The sequence below is a fragment of the Streptomyces ambofaciens ATCC 23877 genome (assembly GCF_001267885.1).
Classification (GTDB): domain Bacteria; phylum Actinomycetota; class Actinomycetes; order Streptomycetales; family Streptomycetaceae; genus Streptomyces; species Streptomyces ambofaciens.
Genome location: NZ_CP012382.1, coordinates 3,124,219 through 3,145,945 on the forward strand (window position 1 = coordinate 3,124,219; position 21,727 = coordinate 3,145,945).

The 21,727-nt window shown below is 74.0% G+C and carries 17 protein-coding genes, 1 tRNA gene and 1 pseudogene; 8 read left to right on the forward strand and 11 right to left on the reverse strand.

Annotation, left to right across the window (positions count from 1 at the left end; genetic code table 11):
• Positions 1–166: 166 nt before the first annotated feature.
• Entirely contained in the window at positions 167–1,894 is a 1,728-nt protein-coding gene (locus tag SAM23877_RS13970; RefSeq protein ID WP_079030194.1) for an RDD family protein, read from the reverse strand.
• Between the two features lie 253 nt (positions 1,895–2,147).
• Between SAM23877_RS13970 and SAM23877_RS13975 the strand changes: the two genes are divergently transcribed.
• Positions 2,148–2,567: an SsgA family sporulation/cell division regulator gene (locus SAM23877_RS13975; RefSeq protein WP_053131760.1), complete on the forward strand. Its 420-nt coding sequence runs from the start codon at positions 2,148–2,150 to the stop codon at positions 2,565–2,567.
• 19 nt (positions 2,568–2,586) lie between these two features.
• Here SAM23877_RS13975 and SAM23877_RS13980 read toward each other — a convergent pair whose 3' ends face one another.
• Positions 2,587–4,047: an FAD-binding oxidoreductase gene (locus tag SAM23877_RS13980; RefSeq protein WP_079030195.1), complete on the reverse strand. Its 1,461-nt coding sequence runs from the start codon at positions 4,045–4,047 to the stop codon at positions 2,587–2,589.
• Positions 4,048–4,145: 98 nt separating this feature from the next.
• Here SAM23877_RS13980 and SAM23877_RS13985 point away from each other — a divergent pair, with 98 nt between their 5' ends.
• On the forward strand, positions 4,146–5,543 hold the full coding sequence (locus SAM23877_RS13985) for a tetratricopeptide repeat protein (RefSeq protein WP_053131763.1): 1,398 nt from the start codon (positions 4,146–4,148) through the stop codon (positions 5,541–5,543).
• 13 nt (positions 5,544–5,556) lie between these two features.
• Here the strand turns inward: SAM23877_RS13985 and hppD are convergent, their stop codons facing one another.
• Positions 5,557–6,702: a 4-hydroxyphenylpyruvate dioxygenase gene (gene hppD, locus SAM23877_RS13990; protein WP_053131766.1), complete on the reverse strand. Its 1,146-nt coding sequence runs from the start codon at positions 6,700–6,702 to the stop codon at positions 5,557–5,559.
• A 101-nt stretch (positions 6,703–6,803) separates the two neighbouring features.
• Between hppD and SAM23877_RS13995 the strand changes: the two genes are divergently transcribed.
• Genes SAM23877_RS13995 through SAM23877_RS14015 form a run of 5 tightly spaced genes read left to right on the forward strand, consistent with a single transcriptional unit; the run spans position 6,804 to position 11,131 of the window.
• The gene (locus SAM23877_RS13995; protein ID WP_174532214.1) at positions 6,804–7,364 is read left to right on the forward strand and encodes an Lrp/AsnC family transcriptional regulator; all 561 of its coding nucleotides are present in this window, start codon (positions 6,804–6,806) and stop codon (positions 7,362–7,364) included.
• Between the two features lie 6 nt (positions 7,365–7,370).
• Positions 7,371–8,018, forward strand: a complete 648-nt coding sequence (locus SAM23877_RS14000) for an ABC transporter permease (protein WP_053131770.1) — start codon at positions 7,371–7,373, stop codon at positions 8,016–8,018.
• Positions 8,011–9,261: a betaine/proline/choline family ABC transporter ATP-binding protein gene (locus tag SAM23877_RS14005; protein WP_053131773.1), complete on the forward strand. Its 1,251-nt coding sequence runs from the start codon at positions 8,011–8,013 to the stop codon at positions 9,259–9,261. Before SAM23877_RS14000 ends, SAM23877_RS14005 begins: the two co-directional genes overlap by 8 nt.
• Positions 9,258–10,142 (forward strand): ABC transporter permease, encoded by an 885-nt coding sequence (locus SAM23877_RS14010; RefSeq protein ID WP_079030196.1) that lies wholly within the window; start codon positions 9,258–9,260, stop codon positions 10,140–10,142. Before SAM23877_RS14005 ends, SAM23877_RS14010 begins: the two co-directional genes overlap by 4 nt.
• Positions 10,139–11,131 (forward strand): glycine betaine ABC transporter substrate-binding protein, encoded by a 993-nt coding sequence (locus tag SAM23877_RS14015; RefSeq protein WP_053131776.1) that lies wholly within the window; start codon positions 10,139–10,141, stop codon positions 11,129–11,131. The genes SAM23877_RS14010 and SAM23877_RS14015 overlap by 4 nt, the downstream gene beginning before the upstream one ends.
• Before the next feature lie 15 nt (positions 11,132–11,146).
• Here the strand turns inward: SAM23877_RS14015 and SAM23877_RS14020 are convergent, their stop codons facing one another.
• From SAM23877_RS14020 to SAM23877_RS14035, 4 genes and pseudogenes are all read right to left on the reverse strand, one after another.
• Positions 11,147–11,926 (reverse strand): S16 family serine protease, encoded by a 780-nt coding sequence (locus tag SAM23877_RS14020; RefSeq protein ID WP_053131779.1) that lies wholly within the window; start codon positions 11,924–11,926, stop codon positions 11,147–11,149.
• Positions 11,927–12,179: 253 nt separating this feature from the next.
• A complete protein-coding gene (locus SAM23877_RS14025; protein WP_053142457.1) occupies positions 12,180–12,839 on the reverse strand; it encodes an IclR family transcriptional regulator in 660 nt (219 codons plus the stop codon).
• Positions 12,840–13,153: 314 nt separating this feature from the next.
• Positions 13,154–14,950 carry a DEAD/DEAH box helicase gene (locus tag SAM23877_RS14030; protein WP_053131782.1) on the reverse strand — a complete coding sequence of 599 codons (1,797 nt, stop codon included), beginning with the start codon at positions 14,948–14,950 and terminating at the stop codon, positions 13,154–13,156.
• Positions 14,951–15,103: 153 nt separating this feature from the next.
• Positions 15,104–15,385 (reverse strand): annotated as a pseudogene (locus SAM23877_RS14035) (MFS transporter); the annotation flags it as partial.
• 217 nt (positions 15,386–15,602) lie between these two features.
• Here SAM23877_RS14035 and SAM23877_RS14040 point away from each other — a divergent pair.
• Positions 15,603–15,674: transfer RNA gene (locus SAM23877_RS14040), tRNA-Cys, on the forward strand.
• Here the strand turns inward: SAM23877_RS14040 and SAM23877_RS37365 are convergent.
• From SAM23877_RS37365 to SAM23877_RS14055, 4 genes are all read right to left on the reverse strand, one after another.
• Complete coding sequence (locus SAM23877_RS37365; protein ID WP_079030197.1) at positions 15,646–16,218, reverse strand: SUKH-4 family immunity protein; 573 nt, start codon at positions 16,216–16,218, stop codon at positions 15,646–15,648. The two genes, SAM23877_RS14040 and SAM23877_RS37365, sit on opposite strands and share 29 nt — an antisense overlap.
• Before the next feature lie 170 nt (positions 16,219–16,388).
• Positions 16,389–18,704: a xanthine dehydrogenase family protein molybdopterin-binding subunit gene (locus tag SAM23877_RS14045; RefSeq protein WP_053131788.1), complete on the reverse strand. Its 2,316-nt coding sequence runs from the start codon at positions 18,702–18,704 to the stop codon at positions 16,389–16,391.
• Positions 18,701–20,755, reverse strand: a complete 2,055-nt coding sequence (locus tag SAM23877_RS14050) for a 2Fe-2S iron-sulfur cluster-binding protein (RefSeq protein WP_053131790.1) — start codon at positions 20,753–20,755, stop codon at positions 18,701–18,703. Before SAM23877_RS14050 ends, SAM23877_RS14045 begins: the two co-directional genes overlap by 4 nt.
• A complete protein-coding gene (locus SAM23877_RS14055) occupies positions 20,752–21,645 on the reverse strand; it encodes an FAD binding domain-containing protein (RefSeq protein ID WP_053131793.1) in 894 nt (297 codons plus the stop codon). The genes SAM23877_RS14050 and SAM23877_RS14055 overlap by 4 nt, the downstream gene beginning before the upstream one ends.
• Positions 21,646–21,727 lie beyond the last annotated feature (82 nt).

The following is a 21,727-nucleotide window of genomic DNA, read 5'->3' on the forward strand; positions in this document are numbered from 1 at the left end:
CGTGCGGACGATCATGTCCGGGGCCGTCGCCGACCTGGAGGAGGCCGCCGCAGGGGCCGACCGGCCCTGACCGGGCCGTCGGCGGAGGGGACCCGTCGTCAGCCGTGTCCTGCCCGGCCTCGGGCTCGTCCGCGAACGGCTCCCGCCGTCCCGGGCGGTGGTCCGGTCAGCCCGCGACGAAGGTGCCGGCCGCCTTGTCGTGCCAGCACTGGTGCCAGGGGCGGTCGAAGAGGCACCAGACGACGCCGACCAGCCCGACGACCAGGACGCCGGGGACGCTGTAGACCAGCCAGCGGCGCAGGGCGGCGCCGAAGGACGGGGGCTCGTGCGCCTCGATGTCCCGCACCTCCAGGCCGAGCAGCTTCTTGCCCAGGGTGCGGCCCCACCTGGCGGTGGGCAGCGCCTCGTAGACGACGCCGAAGAGCAGCAGGACGGCCAGCACGATGCCCAGGTACGTGGACGTCGTGCCGTCGAGCAGCCAGACCGTGACGGTCTCGCCGGAGAGCTTGGCCTCGTCGATCTTGGCGTTGACGTGGTCGACCGCCTTGACACCGAGGGGCACGGCGGCGACCGCGGTGACGCCGGCGAGGACGACGGTGTCGATCAGCCGGGCGGCCAGCCGCTTGCCGAGTCCGGCCGGCCGGGCCGCCGCCTGGCGCCGCGCGGCGGCCTGGAACACGTCCTCGACCGGTGGCTTCCACGGCGCGACGGGCTGCTCGTCCCCGGCCGCGCCGGCGAGCCGGTGCACCTGCTGCGCCCACGAGGACTGGCCCCCGCCGGGGCCGGGCGCGAGCGGAGCGGCGGCCGCGGGCTGGGGGGCGGCCCCCTGGTGGGGGACCGCCGGGCCGGCCGGAGCCACCGGGCCCGTGGGGCCTCCCGGGGCGCCCGTCTGCTGCGGGCCGGAGGGCGCCGTCGCGGGCTGCGCGGCGGCGCGCGCGGCGGCGGCCTTGCCGGCGGCGAAGCCGGGAGCGCCCGAGGCGGCCGCGCCGCCGCGCTGCGCGCCCGCACGCGGGGAGACCGCGCGGAAGGTCATGGTGCCCTCGTCGTCGGCGCCGCCGTGCGGGGCCGGGTTGTTCCGGTCACCGGCCACCGGACGCCGGAAGACGAAGGTGTTGCCGGACCCGGCCTCCGTCTCGCCGGACGTGCTCCCCGCCGGCGCGTCCGCCCGCGCGGAGCGGGCGTCGGCGCCCTGCGCGGGCCGGACCCCGCCCACGGAGCCCGGAGCGCCCGGAGGAGCCGGAGAGCCCGAAGCGCCCGGAGAGCCCGCGGGCACGGAGCCGCCACCGGCGGCTCCGGTACCACGGGCGCCGGCCGGCCCGCCGGGGGCGTGCCCGGCCTGAGCGCCGCCGGACACCCCCGCGCCACCTGAAGCACCGGCGGACGCGTCACCCGGCACAGCGCCGGACGCGCCACCGGCCTGGGCCCCCGGCCCACCGGCGGCCCCGGGCCCACCGCCGCTGCCCGCCTCGGCGGCACCGGCCCCGGCCGCCGCTCCCCCGGCCCGACCCGCCCCCCGCGCGTGCGGGACCCTCGGGTCCGCGCCCTGGGCGGTGCCCGGCCAGGCGACGCGCTGGTTCGGGGCGTCGGCGAAGCCGGACTGGTGGGAGCGGTCGGCGCCCCAGGCCGTGGCGGGTTCCGGACGGCTGCCGTGCTGGGACGCGGCGTGCGGGTCCTCGACCGGGTCCTCGTCGAAGAAGTGCGGGCCGGTCTCCTCCACGGAGGGCCGCGCGCCGGCCGGCGGCGCGAGCGGTTCGCCGTCCTGGGGCGCGGGGCGGCTGGTGCCCGGCACCCAGGAGGCGCCGTTCCAGTACCGGACATATCCAGGAATGGACGGGTCCGGGTAATACCCTTCGCGGGGCCTGTCGTCGCCGGGTGCCGGGGTTGGGGCGCTCATGTCCGTCGTCCCGTATCTGCTCGGGGGTTGATATGGGGGCTCAACATCTATCAGACGGGCGCAATCCGCACCGCCGGTCCCGCCGGACCCGCCCCTTTCCGGGCAACCTCGTGCATGGACCTTCACACGCGGGACAGAGGTGGGGGAAAAAATTCCGCGAACCCGCGTAACGCTCACGGCCCCCGCCGCTCTCACTCGTGCGGGCCCGATCCAGGCGGCCCGTGCGGACCCGTACGAGAGAGGACACCCCGCCATGCACCCGAACCCCGCCGTCGTAGAGCGCGAGCTGGAGCTGAGGCTCATCCTGTCGCCCGAGCGCGGCATCCCGGTACCCGCCCTGCTCGGCTACCACACCGACGACCCGTACGCCGTGCACATCACCTTCCACATCGACTCCGGCCGTCCGGTGCACTGGACGTTCGCCCGCGATCTGCTGGTGGAAGGGGTGTTCCGGCCGTGCGGGCAGGGGGACGTGCGGGTGTGGCCGTCGAAGACGGACGGTCGCGGCGTCGTGCTGATGGCACTGAGCAGCCCGGACGGCGACGCCCTCCTGGAGGCGCCGACGGCGCAGGTGTCGGCCTGGCTGGAGCGCACCCTGCGCACGGTGCCGCCGGGCACCGAGGGCGGCCGGCTCGGCATCGACGACGGGCTGGCCGAACTGCTCGCCCGGTGACGGACGCCGAGGGCCCGGGTCAGAAGAGCTTGCCCGGGTTGAGGATGCCCAGCGGGTCGAAGACCGCCTTGACGCCCCGCTGCATCTCCAGGCCCACCGGGCCGATCTCCCGCGCCAGCCACTCCTTCTTCAGCACCCCCACGCCGTGCTCGCCGGTGATGGTGCCGCCGAGTTCCAGCCCGAGGGCCATGATCTCGTCGAAGGACTCGCGGGCCCGCCGGGACTCGTCGGGGTCCGAGGCGTCGAAGCAGACCGTCGGGTGCGTGTTGCCGTCACCCGCGTGGGCGCACACCCCGATGGTGAGGCCGTACTTCGCGGCGACGCGCTCGATGCCCTCCAGCATGTCGCCGAGCCGGGAGCGGGGCACGCACACGTCGTCGATCATCGTCGTGCCCTTGACCGCTTCGAGGGCGGTGAGGGACAGGCGCCGCGCCTGGAGGAGGAGTTCGGACTCGGCCGCGTCGTCGGCAGGGACCACCTGGGTGGCGCCGGCGGCCTCGCACAGCGCGCCCACGGCGGCGAGGTCGGCGGCCGGGTCGGCGGTGTCGAAGGCGGCGAGGAGCAGGGCCTCGGTGGTCTCCGGCAGCCCCATGTGGGCGAGGTCGTTGACCGCCTTGACGGTCGTGCGGTCCATCAGTTCGAGGAGGGACGGGACGTGCCCGCCCTCCATGATCCGGCAGATCGCGTCGCAGGCGGCGGACGCGGAGGGGAACTCGGCGGCCAGCACCAGCTGCTCGGGCGGCTTGGGGCGCAGTGCGAGGACGGCCCGTACGACGATGCCGAGCGAGCCCTCGGAGCCGACGAAGAGCCGGGTGAGGTCGTAGCCGGCGACGCCCTTGGCGGTGCGGCGGCCGGTGGACATCAGGCGGCCGTCGGCGAGGACGACGTCCAGGCCGAGGACGTACTCGGCGGTCACCCCGTACTTGACGCAGCACAGGCCGCCGGAGGCGGTGCCGATGTTGCCGCCGATGGTGCACGACTCCCAGCTGGAGGGGTCGGGAGGGTAGTACAGGCCGTGTTCGTTCACCGCGCGGGAGAGCGCGGCGTTGACGACGCCCGGTTCGACGACGGCGACGCGGTCCACCGGGTTGATCTCCAGGATGCGGTCCATCCTGGTGAGGGAGAGCACGACGCATCCGTCGGTGGCGTTGGCCCCGCCGGACAGGCCGGTGCGGGCGCCCTGCGGGACGACCGGGACGCGCAGCTCGGTGGCGGTGCGCATGACGTGCTGGACGTCCTCCACCGTGCGCGGCAGGACGACCACCGCGGGGGCGCCGGCCGGGCAGAAGCTCGCCATGTCGTTGGCGTAGGAGGCCGTGACGTCGGGGTCGGTGAGGACCGCGTCGGCGGGCAGGCCGGCGAGCAGCCGGTCGACGAGGGTGCCCGAGGCCACGGGCGCCCGGACCGCGGTGGCTGCGTCGGCTGAGGCGGCCTCGACGACCGCGTCGGCTTCGTCGCGAGGCGCTTCGATACGGCTCATGATCTCAGGTTCGCACCCGGGGCCATCGGTGTGAACCCCGACGACGGCACCCGGAGCAAGCCCGGGTGTGCTCGTCGTATTGACGCACAGTGAGCGGCATGGAGAACGAACGCGGGTGGCCTGCCCGCCGCGGGCGCCGGGTGCTGACCGCCTCCGTCGCCGGGGCCGTGGTGCTCGGCGGGGTCCTGGTGCTGCCGCCCTGGGGCGGGGGTGACGCTCCGCCGCCCGCGCCGGGGCCGGCCGCCCTGGCGCGCGGGGCGGTCACCACGGGGGTACCGGCCGCGCTGCCGGACCTGGCCGTGCTGATCGGTGACCGGGAGCGCCACCTGCGGGCGCATCCGTTGGACGGGGTGTCGTGGGCGGTGCTCGGTGCGGCGTACGTGGAGCAGGGGCGCCGGACGGCCGACGTCGCGAACTGGCCGAAGGCCGAGAAGGCGCTGCGGACCTCGCTGAGGGTGGGGGCGGAGCGCAATCCGCAGGCTCTGGAGGGGCTGGCGGCGCTGGCGGTGGCGCGGCGGGACTTCCCGGCGGCGAAGAAGTGGGGCGAGAGCGCGGTGAAGGCGGCGCCGAAGCGGTGGACGGCGCACGCGGTGCTGATCGACGCGTACACCGGGCTCGGCGACCACGAGGGTGTGGGGCGGGCCCTGGACAGGGTGATGAAGCTGCGTCCGCGCACGCCGGCCGTGGGGGCGCGGGCCGCGGCCGTCTACCGGGACCGGGGCTGGCGGGAGGACGCGGCGGCGCGGATCTCCGACGCTGCGGCGGCCGCCGAGGCGCCGGCCGAGCGGGCGGCGTACCTGGAGCAGGCGGGGCGGCTGGCGTTCGAGCGCGGGGACCGGGAGGAGGCGCTGCGGTTCTTCCAGGAGGCACAGCGCACCGACCCCGACCAGCGGGCCGCGCAGGCCGGGCAGGGACGGGCGCTGGCCGCGCTGGGCCGGACGACGGACGCGCTGTCGGCGTACCAGGCGGCGCTGGCCAAGCGGCCGAGCCCGGAGTACGCCCTGGAGCTCGGCGAGCTGTACGAGTCGCTGGGGCTCGAACAGGCCGCGCGGGTGCAGTACGACCTGCTGCGGGCGCGGGTGCGCAGGGCGGGGGCGGCCGGTGCCGACGAGGAGCTGGTGCTGGGGCGGTTCGAGGCGGACCACGGCGATCCGGCGGCGGCCGTGCGGCGGCTGCGGGACGAGTGGGGGCGGCAGCCCGGGACCGCGGTGGCCGACGCCCTGGGCTGGGCGCTGCACCGCTCCGGTGAGGACGAGGAGGCGCTGGAGTTCGCGACGATCGCGACGGACGGCGAGCAGGGGGGCGGGGTGCGCAGCGCCCTGTACGTGTTCCACCGGGGCGTGATCGAGCGGGAGCTGGGGCGCTACGGGCCGGCGCGGCGGCACCTCGGGGAGGCGCTGACGATCAACCCGTACTTCTCTCCGCTCGGGGCGCCGGAGGCGAAGCGGGCGCTGGCGGAGCTGGGCGAGCCCTCGGTGGAGGACCCGCCCGGCTAGCCGCTCGTGCCCGTCAGAGGTTGCCGCGCTTGGCCTGCTCGCGCTCGATCGCCTCGAAGAGGGCCTTGAAGTTGCCCTTGCCGAAGCCCATCGAGCCGTGCCGTTCGATGAGCTCGAAGAAGACGGTCGGGCGGTCCTGGACCGGCTTGGTGAAGATCTGCAGCAGGTAGCCGTCCTCGTCGCGGTCGACGAGGATCTTCAGTTCGCGCAGGGTGTCCACGGGCACCCGGGTCTCGCCCGCCCACTCGCCGAGCGTGTCGTAGTACGAGTCGGGAGTGTCCAGGAACTGGACGCCGGCCGCCTTCATCGTGCGCACGGTCTGCACGATGTCGTTGGTGTTCAGCGCGATGTGCTGGACGCCGGCGCCGCCGTAGAACTCCAGGTACTCGTCGATCTGGGACTTCTTCTTCGCCACGGCGGGCTCGTTGATCGGGAACTTGACCTTGAGGGTGCCGTCGGCGACGACCTTCGACATCAGCGCGCTGTACTCGGTGGCGATGTCGTCGCCCACGAACTCCTTCATGTTCGTGAAGCCCATGACCTTGTTGTAGAAGCCGACCCACTCGTTCATGCGGCCGAGCTCCACGTTGCCGACACAGTGGTCGACGGCCTGGAAGGTGCGCTGGGCGGGCGGCTGGACCATCGGCTCGGCGGCGGCGAAGCCGGGCAGGTACGGGCCGTCGTAGCCGGTGCGCTCGACGAGGGTGTGGCGGGTCTCGCCGTAGGTGGCGATGGCGGCGAGGACGACGGTGCCGTGCTCGTCCTTGACCTCGTACGGCTCGGCGACCGAGCGGGCGCCGTGCTCGACGGCGTAGGCGTGGGCGGCGCGCGCGTCCGGGACCTCGATGGCGAGGTCGACGACGCCGTCGCCGTGCTCGGCCACGTGCTGGGCGAGGAAGCGGCCCCAGTCGGTGGACGGCTTGATCACGGAGGTGAGCACGAAGCGGGCGGACCCGTTCTCCAGGACGTAGCTCGCGGTCTCGCGGCTGCCGTTCTCCGGTCCGGAGTAGGCGACCAGCTTCATGCCGAAGGCGGTGGAGTAGTAGTGCGCCGCCTGCTTGGCGTTGCCCACGGCGAAGACGACCGCGTCCATTCCCTTGACCGGGAAGGGGTCGGCCTGCCGGGCGGTGTCGGGAGTGTGGTGTGTGGTCTGCGTCATAGCCGCAGGGTCTCCCGCGTCTGCAAGGTGCGCAATAGTTTGCGTTTTCACTGGACAACCTGACCAGGGACACGGCGCCCTGTGCGGGCGATCTGTACAGGATGACCAGCCGGGAGGGCATGGGCATGGGGACGGGGACGGGGATCGATCGACTGGACGGCCGGATCATCGGGCTGCTGGCCCGGGAGCCGCGGATCGGGGTGCTGGAGATGTCCCGGCGACTGGGCGTGGCGCGCGGCACCGCGCAGGCGCGCCTCGACCGGCTTCAGTCGAACGGAGTCATCCGCGGCTTCGGTCCGGAGGTGGACCCGGCGGCGCTCGGCTACCCGGTGACCGCCTTCGCGACGCTGGAGATCCGGCAGGGCCAAGGGGCTGACGTGCGCGCGCACTTGGCGACCGTGCCGGAGGTGCTGGAGCTGCACACCACGACCGGCACCGGGGACATGCTGTGCCGGCTGGTGGCCCGCTCGAACGCCGATCTCCAGCGGGTGATCGACCGGGTTGTCGGTTTTGATGGCATCGTCCGGGCCGCCACGGCGATCGTCATGGAGAACCCGGTCCCGCTGCGGATCATCCCGCTGGTGGAGCAGGCGGCCCGCGACCAGGACGGCGAGGCCCAGGACCGGACGACAGGCCCGGGAGACCGGACGACCCGGAGGTGAGCGGACGTGAACTTCTGGGAGTTCGTGGGCAGCCGCCACCAGCAGCTGCTCACCGACGCGTACCAGCACGCCAGCGCGGTCTTCCAGTGCATGGTCGTGGCGACCCTGCTGGGGGTCCTGATCGGCGTCGTCAGCTATCGCAGCGAGTGGGCGGGGAACCTGGCGACCCTGACCACGTCGACCATCCTGACCATCCCGTCGCTGGCCATGATCGGTCTGCTCATCCCGATCGTGGGCCTGGGCGTGCCGCCGACCGTGACGGCGCTGACGCTGTACGGGCTGCTGCCGATCGTGCGCAACGCGATCGTCGGCCTGCGCGGGGTGGACCCGGCGCTGGTGGACGCGGCCACGGGCATCGGGATGTCCCGCCCGGCCCGGCTGCTCAGGGTGGAGCTGCCGCTGGCCTGGCCGCCCATCCTCACCGGCATCCGGGTCTCGACGCAGATGCTGATGGGCATCGCCGCCATCGCCGCCTACGCCTCCGGCCCGGGCCTCGGCAACGAGATCTTCCGCGGGATCGCCTCGCTGGGCAGCAAGAACGCCCTCAACCAGGTGCTCGCGGGCACGCTCGGGATCATCATCCTGGCGCTTCTGTTCGACGCCGCGTACGTCCTGCTCGGGCGGCTGACCATCCCCAGGGGGATCCGTGTCTGAGAACGGTCACCGTGACACCACCGGGGCGACCATCGAACTGGACTGCCTGACCAAGCGCTACCCCGGCAACCCGCAGCCGGCCGTCGAGAACGTGTCGATGGAGATCAAGGCGGGCGAGACGGTCGTCTTCGTCGGCCCCTCGGGCTGCGGGAAGTCCACCACCCTGAAGATGATCAACCGGCTGATCGAGCCGAGCGGCGGACGCATCCGCATCGACGGCGAGGACGTCACCGACATCGACCCGGTGAAGCTGCGCCGCAAGGTCGGCTACGCGATCCAGTCCTCCGGTCTCTTCCCGCACATGACCGTCGCCCAGAACATCGCGCTGGTCCCGAAGATGACCGGCTGGTCGAAGGCGCGCATCCGGGACCGGGTGGAGGAGATGCTCGACCTGGTCGGGCTGGACGCCGGGGAGTTCCACGGCCGCTATCCGCGCCAGCTGTCCGGCGGTCAGCAGCAGCGGGTGGGTGTGGCGCGGGCACTGGCGGCCGATCCGCCGGTGCTGCTGATGGACGAGCCGTTCGGCGCGGTGGACCCGATCACCCGGGACCACCTCCAGGACGAGCTGATCCGGCTCCAGCACGAGCTGCACAAGACGATCGTGTTCGTCACCCACGACTTCGACGAGGCGATCAAGCTGGGCGACCGGATCGCGGTACTGCGCGAGCGCTCCCACATCGCCCAGTTCGACACCCCGGAGGCCATCCTCACCAACCCGGCGGACGACTTCGTCTCCGGCTTCGTGGGCGCGGGGGCGGCGCTGAAGCGGCTGAACCTGACCCGGGTGCGGGACGTGGGGATCACCGACTACCCGACGGTGACCGTGGAGGACCCGCTCCAGCACATCTTCAACCAGCTGCGGGCGGCCGGCACCAACGAGATCCTGCTCCTCGACCGGCGCGGACGGCCCTACAAGTGGCTCAGGCGCGGCGACCTGATGCGGGCCAAGGGCTCGCTCGCGCGGGCCGGGACGCTGGTCCACGACACGGTGACCCGGGACGCGACGCTGCGGGACGCGCTGGAGGCGGTGCTCACCGACAACGCGGGGCGGGTCGCGGTCACCGGACGGCGCGGCGAGTACGAGGGCGTCGTCGACATGGAGACGCTGATGAACTCGGTGCACGAGCTGCTGGAGGCCGACCGGCTGGACGCGCTGGAGCACCAGCACGACCTTCAGGAGACGCGCTCCGAGCAGACCCATGCCGAGCAGGAGGGCTTCGGAGGGGAGGGGACCACGGCGTGAGCACCTCATCCTCCGGCTCCTCGCGCGGCTCCGCCGACGACTACCGCGACTCCTCCGACGACCACCTCGACTCCTCCGACGACCACCCCGACGAGGACGACGGCGGGCTCGGGCCGCCTGCGGCGTCCCCGGCGGCGGCGCGACGGCGGATCGGCTGGCGGAAGCTGACGTTCCTGCCGGCCCTCCTGATCGCCGTGCTGCTGGCGACCTGGCTGTGGTTCCGGCAGGCCGAGCTGGACGCGCTCAGCGAGAACGCCCTGGCGGACGGCCAGGTCACCAAGGCCCTGTGGCAGCACGTCCAGCTGACCGTGATCTCCACCTTCTTCGTGCTGATCATCGCGATCCCGCTGGGCATCCTGCTCACCCGCCGGATGTTCCGGAAGGCCACGCCGGTGGCGATGGCGTTCGCCAACATGGGCCAGGCGACCCCGGCGATCGGCCTGCTGGCGCTGCTGGTGATCTGGCTGGGCATCGGCCGCCGGGCCGCCCTGATCGGCATCATCATCTACGCCGTCCTGCCGGTGCTCTCCAACACCATCGCCGGCCTGAAGGCGAACGACCCGACCCTGCTGGAGGCGGCCCGCGGCATCGGCATGTCCCCGCTGGGCGTGCTGACCCGCGTGGAGCTGCCGCTGGCCGTCCCGCTGATCCTGGCCGGTGTGCGCACGGCCCTCGTCCTCAACGTCGGCACGGCGACGCTGGCCGTCTTCGGCGGGGGCGGCGGGCTGGGCGTGCTGATCACCACCGGGATCACCAGCCAGCGGATGCCGGTGCTGGTGCTCGGCTCGGTCCTCACCGTGGCCCTCGCGCTGCTGGTGGACTGGCTGGCCTCGCTCGCCGAACTGCTGCTGCGGCCCCGCGGCCTGGAGGTGAGGACATGAGCGCGTGCCCTCGACGCGGAAGCGGGAGACGCCGTACGTGGCTGCTGACGGCGGCGCTGCTGGTCGCGGCGTCCGGATGCGGGCTGACCAGCGGCTCGCCGATGGTCGACGACGTCGAGCCCGGCACGATCGGCAGGGGACGGCCGCTGGAGGGCGCCGACCTGACGGTCGTGTCCAAGCAGTTCACCGAGCAACTCGTCCTCGGCGCGATCATGGGCATCGCCTTCCAGGCGGCCGGCGCCGAGGTACTGGACCGTACCGGCATCCAGGGCTCCGTCGGCACCCGGGCGGCGGTCGAGAACGGCGACGCCGACGCCACGTACGAGTACACGGGCACCGCCTGGATCACGTACCTCGGACACGGCGAGCCGATCACCGACCCGCGCGAGCAGTGGGAGGCGGTGCGCGAGGAGGACGCCGGGAAGGGCCTGACCTGGCTGGCGCCGGCCCGGCTGAACAACACGTACGCGCTGGCGATGAACCAGGCGAACTACCGGAAGTACGGCACGAAGACGCTGTCGGACGTGGCCGAGCTGGCGAGGACGGACCCGGCGGCGGTGACGCTGTGCGTGGAGGTGGAGTTCGCCAACCGGGCGGACGGGCTGCCGGGCATGGAGAAGGCGTACGGGATGAACATCCCGGCCCGGAACATCACGGACATGGACACCGGGATCATCTACACGCAGACGGCCGACGGCGCCTGCACCTACGGCGAGGTGTACACCACCGACGGGCGCATCAAGTCGATGAACCTGGCGGTGATGGCGGACGACAAGCACTTCTTCCCGAACTACAACGCGGCGCCCATGGTCCGCACCGACGTCCTGAAGAAGTGGCCGGCGATCGCCGCCGTCCTCGACCCGGTCACCAAGGCCCTGGACAACGACGTGGCACGCACGCTGAACGCGAAGGTCGACGTCGACGGGGAGGACCCGCACCAGGTCGCCCTGGACTGGATGATCGAGAAGGGGTTCGTGAAGGAGGGCTGAACCGCGCCCGCCGCCTCAGCAGGCGGGGACCTCGCCCTGGCCCGTCTCCAGCGCCTCCAGGGAGTCGACCGCGCCCTTGAGGGTGGTGACCGGGATCAGCCGGAGCCCCTTCGGCAGCTCGGCCCGCGCGTCCGAGCACTCCGCCTTCGGCACCAGGAAGACGGTGGCGCCGTCCCGCCGCGCGGCCTGCGTCTTCAGGGGCACCCCGCCCACGGCGCCGACCTCGCCGCGGGGGGTGATGGTGCCGGTGCCGGCGACGACCCTGCCGCCGGTGAGGTCGCCGGCGCCCAGCTTGTCGATGATGCCGAGGGAGAAGAGCAGGCCGGCGCTGGGGCCGCCGACGTCCTCCAGCCGCAGCCGGACGTCCACGTCCGCCCCGTCGAGGTCCAGGTAGCCCAGCGCCGCCGCGGTCGCCGCGTCCTGGGACTCCTTCATCTGCTCCTCGTTGTACTCCTCGATCTCCTCGACGCCGTCGCCGTTCGGGTAGACGGCGTCGCGCGGCATGACGGCCCGGTCGGTGTCGAACCAGCTGCCGAGGACGTCACCGAGGCGGATGCTCGCGTCCGGGCCGGTCGCCTCGATCGTCGTCATCCGCAGCTGCCCGGTCGTCCCGTGCGTCGGCGCGCCCTTGATGGTGATCACCGGGGCGCCCTGGTTCTTCCCGAGCACGTCCGCCGTCAGCCCGGGCTGCGCCACGGAGAACGGCAGCGGCGCGAACGCGGCGGTGGCCAGGAGCGCCACGACGGGCAGCGCGCAGACGGCGAGGACCTGGGGGCGCGTGAGACGAGAGAGCACGAAGTCAATCTAACGTGAGGCCGCCGCCGCCCCGGTGCGCGGGCAAGGCTGCCCGGAGCCGCCGCGACCGCGGGCACCCGTGCGTCGGAGGCCGTCCCGGGCCGTCACGAAACGACCTGGACCGTCGAAACGACCTGGACCGTCACGAAACGACCTGGACCGTCCTGGACCGTCCTGGGCCGTTCCCGACCGACGTGGACCGTCGCCACGGTCGCGGGCCAAAGGGGGACGCGGCTGCCCGCGCGGCGTGCGGCTACCGCAGCGCCTCCGCCACCTCCCGGGCCGCGTCCATCACCCGCGTCCCCACCCGCTCCGGCACCACTTCGGCCAGCATGACCACGCCGACGCTGCCCTCGACGCCCGTCACCCCGAGCAGCGGCGCGGCGGCTCCGCAGGCACCGGCCTCCAGCTCCCCGTGGGTCAGGGTGTAGCCGGGTCCGTCCACCGCCTCACCGGCGGGCTGGACCTGCTGCCGCGCGGACAGGATCGCCTTCCCGGCGGCTCCCCGCTCCAGCGGATGCCGGAACCCGGCCCGGTAGGCGACGTGGTAGTCGGTCCAGGTCGGTTCGACGACGGCCACGGCCAGGGCCTCCGCCCCGTCCACCAGCGTGAGGTGTGCCGTGGCTCCGATGTCCTCGGCCAGCGAGCGCAGGGCCGGCATGGCCGCCTCGCGCACCAAGGGGTGCACCTGGCGGCCGAGCCCCAGCACGCCGAGTCCGACCCGGGCGCGTCCGCCCAGGTCACGGCGTACGAGCGCATGCTGTTCCAGCGTGGCGAGCAGCCGGTACACGACGGTCCGGTTGACGCCCAGTTTGTGGGATAGCTCGGTGACGGTCAGCCCGTGGTCCGTATCGGCCAGCAGTTTGAGGACCCGCAGTCCCCGGTCGAGCGTCTGAGAGGTCTCCGCGGTCACGACGCCCACTCCTTAGTGGTGAGGTCGGCGGCCCTCCTCGCGGGGATGCGTCACCGAGTCCCGTCAGTGACGCGCTTCAGAGGCCGCCGATCGGCTGACGGCCCGGCGTTGCCCGGGCCCAGTCGCTTCACGGCTGCGCTCCGCGGCGGCGCTGCCACGGGGCGTGTGCGTAGCGGGACAGTAGCGACCAGGTTCGCTCAGCGGAAGGCTCCGTCCAGAATCCGGGCGGCGACCCGTGAGGACTACCTGTGTTTGTCCCGATACGTACAGCGCACAGGAAAGGGGCCCAGCGCTCGGCGCCCGTACGCCGGCCGTCACTTCATGCGCGTGGCCCACTCCTGCACCTTGGCGATGCGCTGGCGCAGCTGCCCCCCGGTGGCCTCGGCGCTGGGCGGGCCGCCGCAGACCCGGCGCAGTTCGGTGTGGATCACGCCGTGCGGTTTGCCGCTCTGGTGGACGTAGGCGCCGACCATCGTGTTGAGCTGCTTGCGCAGCTCCATCAGCTCCTTGTGGGAGACGACCGGGCGTCGCTCGGCGGGCATCTCGAGCAGGTCGGCCTCCTCGTCGGGCTTCCTGCGGCTGTGCGCGATCTGCCGTGCCTGCCGCTTCTGGAGCAGCAGCTGCACCTGGTCGGGCTCCAGCAGCCCCGGGATGCCGAGGTAGTCCTGCTCCTCCTCGCTGCCCGGGTGGGCCTGCATGCCGAACTCGGCGCCGTTGTACATCACCCGGTCGAAGACGGCCTCGGACTCCAGCGCCTCGAAGGAGAACTGCTCCTGTTCACCGGTGTCCTCGTCCTGCTCCCGGTTGGCCTCGTCCATCTCCTTCTCGGACTCGGCGTACGGGTCCTCCTCGCCCTCCTTCTTGGGCTTGTCGAGGACGTGGTCGCGCTCGCGCTCCATCTCGTTGGCGAAGGAGAGCAGGTCGGGCACGGTCGGCAGGAAGACGGAGGCCGTCTCGCCGCGCCGCCTGGACCGTACGAAACGGCCGACGGCCTGGGCGAAGAAGAGGGGGGTGGAGATGGTGGTGGCGTAGACACCGACCGCGAGGCGGGGGACGTCGACACCCTCGGACACCATGCGGACGGCGACCATCCACCGGTCGGTGCTCTCGCTGAAGGCGTCGATGTTCTTGGAGGCGCCGGTGTCGTCGGAGAGCACGACGGTGGCCTTGCTGCCGGTGATCTCGCGGATCAGCTTGGCGTAGGCGCGGGCGGAGTCCTGGTCGGCGGCGATGACGAGGGCGCCGGCGTCCGGGATGGCCTTCCTGACCTCGGTGAGCCGCTGGTCGGCGGCGCGCAGCACGGCGGGCATCCACTCGCCGCGCGGGTCGAGGGCGGTGCGCCAGGCCTGGCTGACGGCGTCCTTGGTCATGGGTTCGCCGAGCCGGGCGGCGATCTCGTCGCCCGCCTTCGTCCGCCAGCGCATGTTGCCGCTGTAGCTCATGAAGATGACGGGACGCACGACGCCGTCGGCGAGCGCGGAGCCGTAGCCGTAGGTGTAGTCGGCGGCGGAGCGCCGGATGCCGTCGTTGCCCTCCTCGTACGTGACGAAGGGGATCGGGTTGGTGTCCGAGCGGAACGGCGTACCGGTCAGGGCGAGCCGGCGGGTGGCCGGCTCGAACGCCTCCAGGCAGGCCTCGCCCCAGGACTTGGAGTCACCGGCGTGGTGGATCTCGTCGAGGATCACGAGGGTCTTGCGCTGCTCGACGCGGTTGCGGTGCAGCATGGGGCGCACGCCGACACCGGCGTAGGTGATGGCGATGCCGTGGTACTCGCGGCTGAGCGGGCCCGCGCTGTACTCGGGGTCGAGCTTGATCCCTATCCGGGCCGCGGCCTCCGCCCACTGCTTCTTGAGGTGCTCGGTGGGCGCGACGACGGTGACCTGCTGCACGACGTGGTGGTGCAGCAGCCAGGACGCGAGCGTCAGGGCGAAGGTGGTCTTGCCGGCGCCGGGGGTGGCGACCGCGAGGAAGTCCCGGGGCTGCTCCTGGAGGTACTTCTCCATCGCCCCTTCCTGCCAGGCCCGCAGCTTGCTGGCGGTGCCCCAGGGGGCGCGGCCGGGGAAGGCCGGGGAGAGGTGGTGCGAGGTGCTGGAGCTGGCGGTGGTAGTCACGGTCTCCGAAGGGGGTAGAACGGCTCGGCCACGTATGACAACCGGGCCACCCTACCGGCGGGCGGATGCGATCAACGCGCGCACGGGGGCGGGTCACCCCCGGGTGGGACGCACGTCACAACCGTCCCGCCCGCCGCCTCGACCGCGCCGGGCTCACTTCTTCCGCACCCGCGTGGCCACCCACGCCCCCACCAGCGCCACGCCCGCCATCGGCAGGAACACCACCGCGAACGCGGCCGGACGGGAGCCGGTCGCCACGTTGGAGAGGCCGTCGGAGATCTGGAGGGCGGCGGAGTCGGTGCCCGCCTCCTCCGGGGCGGAGGGCTTGAGCAGGAGCACGCTGGTGGAGGAGACCACCAGGCTCATGCCGAAGCAGCCGAAGCAGCCGAAGCCCCAGGCGACGGCCACCGTCCAGGCGGGGACGGCGTCGATCAGCGGGAGGCGGTGCGGGACCGGGACCTTGGCCGTACGACCACGGCGTCCCGCCCGGTCCGGCCGGGGTACCGGCGGGTCCGCCGGGGCCGTCCGTGAACGGCGTGTGGCAGTCGCGTTGCGGCACCCCCGGATGCCTTGAGCCCCTCCCCCGCGCCGATCTACGGTCGGATCACCGAGTTCGGCACCGGTCCACCGGTCCGGTCCGAATTCGGCACACGGCCGTGTGCCCGAGTGGTTCAGGGGCTCGCCTGCAAAGCGAGTTACGTGGGTTCGAATCCCGCCACGGCCTCCGGTGCCGCCGCGCGGCGCAGCAGCCAGAGGGTGAAGACGAGGGTCGAGACGTCCGGGGTGAGCGGGCGCAGGCTCGCGTCGCACGGGTGCCAGGTCAGGACCGTGCCCGTCGGTCCGTCCACCACCACGTCGCTGCCGTCGGGCAGCCGGCCCAGCCGGACGAGGTGGCCGGCCGGGACGCCGTGTCCGTAGTGCTCCGCCAGGGTCGGCAGGGGTATCCCGTCGTCGTCCGTCGCGAGCGGGAACGCGTTCTCCGGCAGTCCCGTCTCGCGCAGGAAGCGGCGGGTGGGCTCATGGGTGAGGGCCGGCGGGAAGTCGATGTCCTCGTAGCGGGCCACCCGGCCCCGGCCGAACGCGCGGACCAGCAGCCGGTACGGCAGGTCGAGGGCCAGGCCGGACGCCGGGCGGCGGCCCGCCGACAGGACCAGGCAGCCGATCACCGCGGCCGACGTCCACAGCAGCGGTGTCCCGCGCCCCGTGGGCGCGCACGGCAGCGCCCGCGTCGCCCGCGTCGTCGTGTCCTTCGCCGTGACCCCGTGCATCGTCTCCCCCGAGTGTGCGTGAGTGGCCGGGTGCGGTGGGAGCGGCAGTCGTCCCCACCGCTTCGCAGCCTACGGGCCACCACTGACAACGCCCCGGCACACCGGACGCGCCCGTCCACCGGGTAGGACGCGCCGCGCGGCCGACGCGTTGCCTCACGCGCGCGCGGACGTCAGTTCCCCGTCACCACCGCGGCCTGCGGCCGGATCGGCAGGCGGTTCACCGGGCGTCCCGTGGCCGCGCGCACGGCGGAGGCGACGGCCGCCGGGGAGGCCACCACCGGCACCGCGCTGACCGACTTCGCGCCGAAGGGGGCCACCACGTCACGCTCCTCGACGAGCTTCACGATCCGGATGTCGGGGGCGTCCAGCGCGGTCGGCAGGGCGTAACCGGTCAGGTCGGGGTGACGGACCAGGCCGCGGGGGGTGCGCAGGTTCTCGGTCAGCGCGATGCCCACGCCCTGGGTGACGCCCGCCTCGATCCGGGCGGTCAGCTGGGCCGGGTTCAGCACCCGTCCGACGTCCTGGGCGACGGCCAGCTCCACGACCCGTACCGAGCCGATCTCGATGTCGACGTCCACCACCGCGCGGATCGCGCAGAACGACATGCCGACGAAGGCGTCGCCCTGTCCGGCCTCGTCCAGCGGCTCGGTCGGGTGCGGGCGGCACTGGGCGGTCGCCCACAGCTCCTTGCCGTCCAGCGCCTCGGCCACCGTGGTGGACAGCACCCCGTCGTACGACGTGATCTTGCCGTCCGCGATCTGGAGCAGCTCGGTGGACATCCCGAACTGGTGCGCCAGGGGCTGGAGGAGCTGGGTGCGGACCATCTTGGCCGCCCGTTCCACCGCGCCGCCCGACACCCAGGTGTGCCGGCCCCGGCAGCCGGCGCCGGCCGGGGGCTGGTCGGTGTCGACGGGCGCCACGTGCACCTCGTCGACGCCGAGGGTCTCCTGCACGATCTGCCGGGCGAGCGTGGTGAAGCCCTGGCCGGTCTCCACCGCCGCGCACAGCACCGTCGCCACGCCGTCCTGGACCTTGACGGTGGCCGTGGACACCTCGTCCGCGCCCTCCGCGCCCAGCATGTGCACCATGCCGATGCCGTAGCCCACGCCCCGGCGCACCGCGCCCGGTTCACCCGCGCCCTCGGGGCCGCCGGGCAGCAGCCACTCGTCCTCGGGCGTGTCCTTGGGCAGCGCGGGGAGGGGGAAGTCGCGGACGGCCTGGAGGAGTTCGGCGACCGGAGCCGGACAGGTGACCGTCTGCCCCGTGGGGAGTACGTCACCGGTGGCCAGGACGTTACGCAGGCGGACCTCGGCGGGGTCCAGGCCGAGCTTCTTGGCGACCTTGTCCATCTGCGCCTCGTACGCGGCGCACACCTGCATGGCGCCCTCGCCGCGGACGTGGCCGGAGGGCGGATTGTTGGTGCGCACCGCCCAGCCCTCGATGAAGGCGTTCGGGACGACGTACGGGCCGCAGGCGAAGGCCACCGCGGCGGCCAGGGCCTCGGCGGAGGTGTCGGCGTAGGCGCCCGCGTCGAGCAGGATCTGCGCCTCCACCTTCACCACCCGGCCCTCGGCGTCCGCGTGGTGGCGGTAGCGCAGCAGGGTGGGGTGCCGGTGGACGTGGCCGAGGAAGGACTCCTCGCGCGTGGCGGTCAGTTTCACCGGGCAGCCGGTCTTCAGCGCCAGCAGGCCGAGCGGCAGCTGGAAGCCCTGGTCCTCGCGGTCGGCGGTGGCGCCGGGCACGCCGGTGACCACGATCTTCACCTGTTCGGGTGTCAGGCCGTAGCAGGCCGCGGCCGTGTCGCGGTCGCCGTGCGGGTCGGTGGAGGCCAGGTACAGCTCCACACCGCCGTCGGGACGCGGCACCGCGAGGCCCGCCTCGGCGCCGATCGGGGCCGGGTCCTGGCGGCCGATGCGGTACAGGCCCTCGACGACGACCTCGCCGGCCGCCTCGGGATCCCCGTGCCGCAGCGGGATGTGCCGGATCAGGTTGCCGTCGGGGTGCAGCGGCTCGGCCTCGAAGGCCTGCTCGGGGTCGGTCACCGGGTCGAGCAGCTCGTACTCGACGATGACGGCGGCGGCGGCCATCCGCGCGGTGTCCGGATGGTCGGCGGCGACGGCGGCGAGGGGCTCGCCGTGGTGGCGTACGACCTCGGAGGCGAACACCGGGCGGTCGGCCCGGCCGCGTCCGTGCAGGGCGGTGCCGGGCACGTCCTCGTGGGTGACGACCGCGCGGACGCCGGGCATCTCGCGCGCGTGCGTGGTGTCGATGGACACGATGCGCGCGTGCGGGTGCGGCGAGCGCAGGACGGCCGCCCACAGCAGGCCCTCGGCCCACAGGTCGGCGGCGTAGGGGAAGGTGCCCTCCGTCTTGGCGCGCGCGTCGGCGGGCGGCAGGGAGGCGCCGAGGCCGTGCGGGATCGGCTCGGGGACGGGGGGCGCCTCGGCGCCTCCCACGGCCTCCGCAGTCGCGGCGTCGTTGCTCACGCGTGGCCTCCGTCCTGGCCGTAGGTCCGGTCGTCCCGGCCATAGGTCCGGTCGTCCTGGCCGTAGGGCTGCTCGTCCCGGCCGTAGGGCTGGTCGTCCTCGCCGTAGGCGCCGTCATGCGGTCCGTGGGGGTGCGGGTCCGGCGTGTCCGGTGTGCCGGGCGGTCCGTGGGACTCGAACGCCGACGGGTTGACGCCGCCCGCGCCCGGTCCCGCCTGGTGCGGGATACGGGGCTCGTCCGCGTCCGTGCCGGGCGTCTCCGCGACGGAGTGCGCCTCGCGTTCGGCGACGACCTCCTTGACCGCCTCCAGGACGCCCCGGTAGCCGGAGCAGCGGCACAGGTTGCCGCACAGGGCCTGCCGGGCCTCCAGCTCGGTCGGCGCCGGGTTGCCCTCCAGGAGGTTGTGCACGGTCATCGCCATGCCGGGCACGCAGAAGCCGCACTGGACGGCGCCCCGCCGGGCGAGCGCCCGCTGCACGTCCGACGGCTGCCCGTCGGCGGCCAGGCCCTCGACCGTACGCACCTCGCTGCCCGCGGCGGTCACGGCCGGGACCAGGCATGAGGCGACCAGCCGCCCGTCGACCTGCACGTTGCAGGCGCCGCACTCGCCCTGCGAGCAGCCGTCCTTGGCGCCCGCGAGACCGAGCCGCTCGCGCAGCACGTACAGCAGCGACTCGCCGATCCAGGCGTCGGTGACGGGCCGGTCGGCGCCGTTGACGCGCAGCACGTACGAGGCGAGGGGGTGGTCCTCGTGCGGACCCGCGGGAGGCGGCTCCTCGGAGGCGGCCGGGCCGGCCAGGTGATCCGGATCGGCCGGGTGATCCGGGTCGGCCGGGTGAGCCGGGTCGGGTTGGTGAGCCGTATCGGCGGGATCGGCCGGATCGGCAGACGGGTCGGTGCGGGACTCCGCCGGCTCGGGACCGGGTTCCGGTGCCGGTCCGGGCTCCCCCGCCTCGTCCTGCGCGGCGGCCGGCGGTGGGCCCGTCACGGGCTCCTCGGCGGCCTCCGGAGCGGATGCGGCGCCCACACCCTCGGGCGCCTCCTCCGGGGCCTCCATGGGGCCTTCAGGCTCCTCCGCGGGCCCTCGGTGCCCGTCGGCCGGGGCCGCGTCGGGCGCCTGGGCCGCGTGCGGCGCCGGGTGCCCGGTCTCGGCGGCGTCTTCCGGGCGCGTCTCCTCGGTGTACGGCCCGAGGGCGGACTCGGGGGCGGGGCGGGGGTCGGACGGTGTCTCGGCCGGCTGTTCCCCGGCGACCGGGGCGCCCTGTGCGGTGCGGTCGTCCCAGGGCCGTCCGGCCGGCTGCGGCGCCCAGGGCGCCGGGGCGCCGCCGGGCAGGGTGGCCGGTGCGGTGCCGCCCCACTGCTCGGCCAGGGACGACTGGGTGAACTCACCCGACTCGTCCGGCAGGTCGCCGTCGGCGACGGGGATGGACCACTGCCCGGTCACGTCCTGCCCGGTCACGTCCTGGCCGGGCGCGGGCGCCGCACCGCCGTCCGCGGCGGCCTCGGTGAAGTCCCAGTGGCCGGTGGCGCCGGGCCGGTACTCGAACCGGTCGCCCTGCCCGGCGTTCGCGTCGTACCGCGCCGCCTGCCCGTACGGGTCGTGCTGCGGGTACGGGGAGCCGTACTCCGGGTGCCCGGCGTGCTCCGGCTGACCTCCGTGGCTCTGACCTCCGTGGCCCTGACCTCCGTGGTCCGGCGCTCCGTGGCCCTGCCCCCCGTGCTCCTGGCCGCCCTGCTGCGGACCGGCGTCCGGAAGGTGCCACTGGGTGCCGTCGACGGGCGCCGCGGGCATCGCCCAGGTGCCGGTGGCCGCCGGGTCGGTACCGGCGGTGGTGGCGGGCGCGACCGTTATCTGCGGCGGCACGTAGCCGTGCCCGGGCGCGGCGAGCGGACTGTCGGCGGAGGCCAGGAGGGCGTCCACACCGCCCTCGGGGAGCTTCACGAAGGCGGTGGCGCCGTCGTCGTAGTCGCCCTGGGGCAGCGGGTCCCAGCGCCCGCCGCTCGGGGGCGCGCCCTGTCCGTGCCGGTCGTCGTGCTGGTCGTCGGTCACGACAGCGCCCTCCCCAGTGCTCGTCGGGCCAGCGCGGCGACGGTGCGCCGCAGGTGCAGTACGGCCGGCGGGAGCTGCGGTACGGAACCGTCCTCGGCCGGGGCCGCGTCGGGGATGCAGGCGGCGGCGACGTACTCGCCGAAGGCGCTCAGCGCCTCCGGGACGATCGCGCGGCCGTTGTCCCAGTCGATGAGGGAGGCCACCCACTGCTCGGCCTCCAGGGGGCGCAGCGGCATCGGCGCGATGGCGCCGACCGCGCACCGCACGCCGCGCCGGGCCGGGTCGAGGACCAGCGCCACGGAGGCCATCGCGCGACCGGGTCCGGTCCGGCCGGTCGCCTTCAGGAAGACCTGCGGAGCGTGCAGCAGCGGCACGCGCACGTAGCCGATGAGCTCGCCCGCGCGGAGCAGCTCCATGCCGGCCAGCAGGTGCGAGACCGGCATCTCGCGGCGGGCGCCGTCCGCGCCCGCGATGATCAGCGTGGCCTCCAGCGCGGCCAGCACCGGCAGCGCGTCGCCGGTGGGGGCGGCCGAGGCGATGTTGCCGCCCAGGGTGCCCGCGTTGCGGATCTGCGGCGGTCCGGCGGCGCGCGCGGCGGCGGCGAGGGCCGGGATGAGCGCGGCGAAGTCGGGGCGGCCCATGCGGGCGTGCGTGAGTCCCGCGCCGAGCAGCGCGTGACCGTCCTGGTACTGCCAGCCGCGGATCTCGCTGATGCGGCCGAGCCCCACCAGCGCGGCGGGCCTGAGCTGCCCGGAGTTGACGGCGGCCATCAGGTCGGTGCCGCCGGCGACCGGGACGGCGGCGGGCACGGCGGCCAGTGCCGCCACGGCCTCGTCCAGTGTCGTGGGCAGCGTGACGGCCTGCGCCGCCTGCGGTGCGTGCGTGGTCAACCCGACTGCCCCTTCCCGCTGTCCCACCTGGTCCCGCCCATGTGGCCGTACGGTACGACCTGACAGGGCGGACGTGGCAACT